3 protein-coding genes are annotated in these 3,722 nt (G+C 47.5%); 1 reads left to right on the top strand and 2 read right to left on the bottom strand.

The window, feature by feature from the left end:
• Positions 1–47 precede the first annotated feature (47 nt).
• On the top strand, positions 48–1,811 hold the full coding sequence (locus tag AC1DUA_RS28440) for an Rqc2 family fibronectin-binding protein (RefSeq protein ID WP_477502956.1): 1,764 nt from the start codon (positions 48–50) through the stop codon (positions 1,809–1,811).
• A gap of 45 nt (positions 1,812–1,856) precedes the next feature.
• Here AC1DUA_RS28440 and galU read toward each other — a convergent pair whose 3' ends face one another.
• A complete protein-coding gene (gene galU / locus AC1DUA_RS28435; protein WP_477502955.1) occupies positions 1,857–2,738 on the bottom strand; it encodes a UTP--glucose-1-phosphate uridylyltransferase GalU in 882 nt (293 codons plus the stop codon).
• Positions 2,738–3,592: a PHP domain-containing protein gene (locus AC1DUA_RS28430; protein ID WP_477502954.1), complete on the bottom strand. Its 855-nt coding sequence runs from the start codon at positions 3,590–3,592 to the stop codon at positions 2,738–2,740. Before AC1DUA_RS28430 ends, galU begins: the two co-directional genes overlap by 1 nt.
• Between the last annotated feature and the right edge of the window lie 130 nt (positions 3,593–3,722).

Below are 3,722 nucleotides of genomic sequence, written 5' to 3'. Positions count from 1 at the left end.
TCATAGAGATTAGCAAAGTTTTCACCTAGAATGGAGTTGTATGTATCATGGCTTTAGACGGACTAGTCCTGCACGCGATTGTTCATGAATTACAAACGTGTGTCGGAGGCCGCATTAATAAAATTCACCAACCCAGCGAGAATGACGTCATCCTGCAAATTCGGGCGCAAGGGCAAAATCTCAAGCTTCTCCTTTCGGCGAATCCCACCTTCCCACGGGTCCAGCTCACTGAGCAAACATCAATAAATCCAATGGATGCCCCGATGTTCTGCATGCTCCTTCGCAAGCACTGTGAGAATGGGGTTATTGAAGCCGTTGAGCAAATTGGCATGGAACGTGTCATCCGGCTGCAGATCCGACACCGAGATGAATTAGGTGATATGAGCACCAAAGAAATTCTTGTGGAAATTATGGGACGGCATAGCAATATCATTCTTCTGGATCCGGCAACGGACACCATCTTGGACGGTATTCATCATGTAACTCCTGCCATCTCCTCCTATCGGGTTGTCATGCCAGGAAGCAAGTATGTCACACCTCCTGCGCAAGATAAGCAGAATCCGCTTATCGTGGATAAGGCAACCTTCCTTGATACGATGGCTCCAATACCTGAGGAAGAGTCCTCAAGTTCAGATAAACCCGAACAAAGACTAGTCGCTGCGTTCAGCGGGTTAAGCCCATTAATATCCAAAGAGATCGTATATCGCAGCCGCAAAGGTAGTGAAAGCGATGGAACGGTCGAACTGGACGCTTTATGGCATGCTTTTGACAGTGTTATGACGGCAGTGCGGGAGCACCATTACGAACCTGTTATTACCGAGCAGACAAGTACCGGCAAATTGTTCTTCGCCATGACACCGCTAACGCATATTGAAGGCACGTCCACGACGTATTCAACACCTAGTGCATGCTTGGAAATGTTTTATGGAGACAAAGCCGAAAGAGATACGGTCAAACAGCGTGTGGCGGATTTGCTCCGTTTTTTACAAAATGAATCCAACAAAAATGTTAAAAAACTGGAAAAACTGCAAGACACCGTCGATGATTCCAAAGATGCCGACAAATTCCGAATACTTGGCGAGCTGCTGACAGCTTCCCTGCATGCCGTTAACAAAGGGGATCGCGAGCTTGAGACAATTAACTACTATGATGAAGAGCAGGCGCTGATCAAAATTCCTTTGGACCCGCTGTTGAGCCCGTCAGAAAATGCGCAGCGCTATTTTAAAAAATACACAAAAATGAAAAACAGCACGGCCATCGTCGAGGAACAAATCGAGCAAACGCATCAGGAAATCGCGTATTTGAATTCCTTGCTGCAGCAGCTAGGCGTAGCTTCCTTGACTGATATCGAAGAAATCCGCGATGAGCTCATGGAACAGGGCTATATCCGTGACCGCAACAAAAAGCAGCGCAAAAAGAAGAAAAAAGATAAGCCTGCTTTGGCGTGTTATATGTCAAGTGAGCAAATTGCGATTTATGTCGGCAAAAACAATACTCAGAACGAGTTTTTAACAAACCGGCTTGCTTCTTCCTCTGACACTTGGCTGCATACGAAGGATATTCCTGGCTCTCATGTCGTGATCCGAGGCGACAACTATTCCGAGGCTACACTGCGAGAGGCTGCGCAATTAGCCGCTTATTTCAGCCAAGCCAAGCATTCCAGTCAAGTTCCTGTTGACTACACAACGATCAAGCATGTCCACAAACCGAATGGCTCCAAACCTGGATTCGTCATCTACGTGAATCAGAAAACACTTTTCGTGACGCCGGATGAACAGGCAATCAAACAAATGAAAGTAACGATAAAATAGAAAAAAGAACCTAGCGCAGCCTACTGCACTAGGTTCTTTCTGTTTTTACTCCGCTTCTAACTTTCTAGCCAAATTGAGGAGATACGCTTTCACTTGATTCTGCAAATCTGGTCGTTGGAGGGCAAGCTCGATAGTCGCTTCGATATATCCGAATTTGTCGCCAACGTCGTAACGATTCGCCTGCATCAAATAGGCAGCCATCTGCTGCTCTCTATTAAGGACACGGAGGGCATCCGTTAATTGAATTTCTCCGCCGCGGCCTGGCTCTTGCCGTTCCAGGATGCCGAATATTTCTGGCATGATGAGATAACGGCCGATCACCGCTAAATTCGAAGGCGCTTGATCACGGTCAGGCTTCTCGACCAAATCTTCAATCAAGCGATAGCTGCCGTAGCTCGTTGCGGGGGATACAATCCCATATTTGCTCACATCTTCCCATGGCACTTCTTGCACAGCGATAACGGACGTTTCCGTCTGTTCATAAATATCCAGCATCTGTTTGAGTCCAGGTCGAGAAGACTGTAGAATGTCATCGCCTAAAAGCACGGCAAATGGCTCATCACCAATAAATTTACGTGCGCACAGGATGGCATGTCCGAGACCTAAGGGCTGCTTTTGCCTAATATAATGGACATCAGCCAGGTTAGAGACAGACTGTACAATGTTCAACAATTGTGTGCTGCCCTTTTCTTCGAGCATCATTTCGAGTTCAACGGATTTATCAAAATGATCTTCAATCGCACGTTTGTTACGACCGGTTACAATGATAATATCCTCAATCCCAGACTCAATTGCTTCTTCTACGATGTATTGGATGGCAGGCTTGTCCACAATGGGCAGCATTTCCTTAGGCTGTGCTTTCGTGGCTGGCAGGAATCGTGTTCCTAAACCAGCCGCAGGAATGATGGCTTTGCGAATCCTTCTCATTAACGCTGCTCCTTCTCGGTTTGTAGGCTTTGCAAAACTTCGATCCCAATTCGCTTGGAGCCGATAGGCGCATGAAAAACAACTCCGCCCCGCTCGCCATGGAAATCTGAGCCTGCTGTGATGAGAAGTCCTGTGCGCTGAGCAAGCTCAAGATATCTAGCTTCATCTTCCGGCGTATGGTCGGAATGGTAAACCTCAATACCGTCTAGTCCTTGCTGCGTAATAGCCTCAACGAGTGCATCGTCATGATATATGCCCGGATGAGCAAGAACTGCCTTGCCGCCTGCTTCGTGAATCCACTGGATGGCCGTTTCGGGTTTGATTCGAGGCGGGTTGGCATAGGCGGCAGCTCCTGTAGCCAAATACTTGTCAAAGGCCTCACTAATAGAGGAAACATAACCTTTGTTCAGAAGCACTGAAGCAATATGAGGTCTTCCGACGGTGTCACCTTTGCGCTTGATATTCGCTACTTCTTTGAGTACATCATCCATCGTAATTTCCAGGCCTAATTGCTGCAAACGCTCAATAATCATGTCATTGCGGGTATTTCGGGTGTCGCGCAATGAGGCCAATCTTTGCAGAAACTGAGCATCATCAATTTGAATATAGTACCCTAGCACATGGATGTCCTGACCACCCTCGACGGTCGAAATCTCGACCCCTGGCACGACTTCAACTCCGAGCTTCGCTCCCTCTGCAAGTGCCTCAGCGACCCCAGAAACCGTATCATGATCCGTAATCGCAATTGCCGCCAATCCAGCAACGTGGGCCATTTGCACATTAGCTGCAGGCCGCTGCGTCCCGTCTGAAGCCGTTGTATGTGTATGTAAGTCCGCTTCCAATTTGGCTGTCATTTTTGCTTCCCCCTATTCCCTTTTCCCCTTTTTCCCACCGGATATCGCACATTTTAAAGAAAACGGCTCAACTCTTCTTGCCGCAAAAAAGTCATAAAACTTACCGCGGATATAGGAAGCAGCGTGGAAT

This window comes from Paenibacillus sp. 01T422 (genome assembly GCF_056398785.1).
Note: the sequence above shows the minus strand (reverse complement) of the source record. Positions and strands in the feature narration are given on the sequence as shown.

Coding starts and splice junctions, on each gene's coding strand:
- AC1DUA_RS28440 (WP_477502956.1), top strand. CDS start 48: ATGGCTTTAGACGGACTAGTCCTGCACGCGATTGTTCATGAATTACAA.
- galU (WP_477502955.1), bottom strand. CDS start 2,738: ATGAGAAGGATTCGCAAAGCCATCATTCCTGCGGCTGGTTTAGGAACA.
- AC1DUA_RS28430 (WP_477502954.1), bottom strand. CDS start 3,592: ATGACAGCCAAATTGGAAGCGGACTTACATACACATACAACGGCTTCA.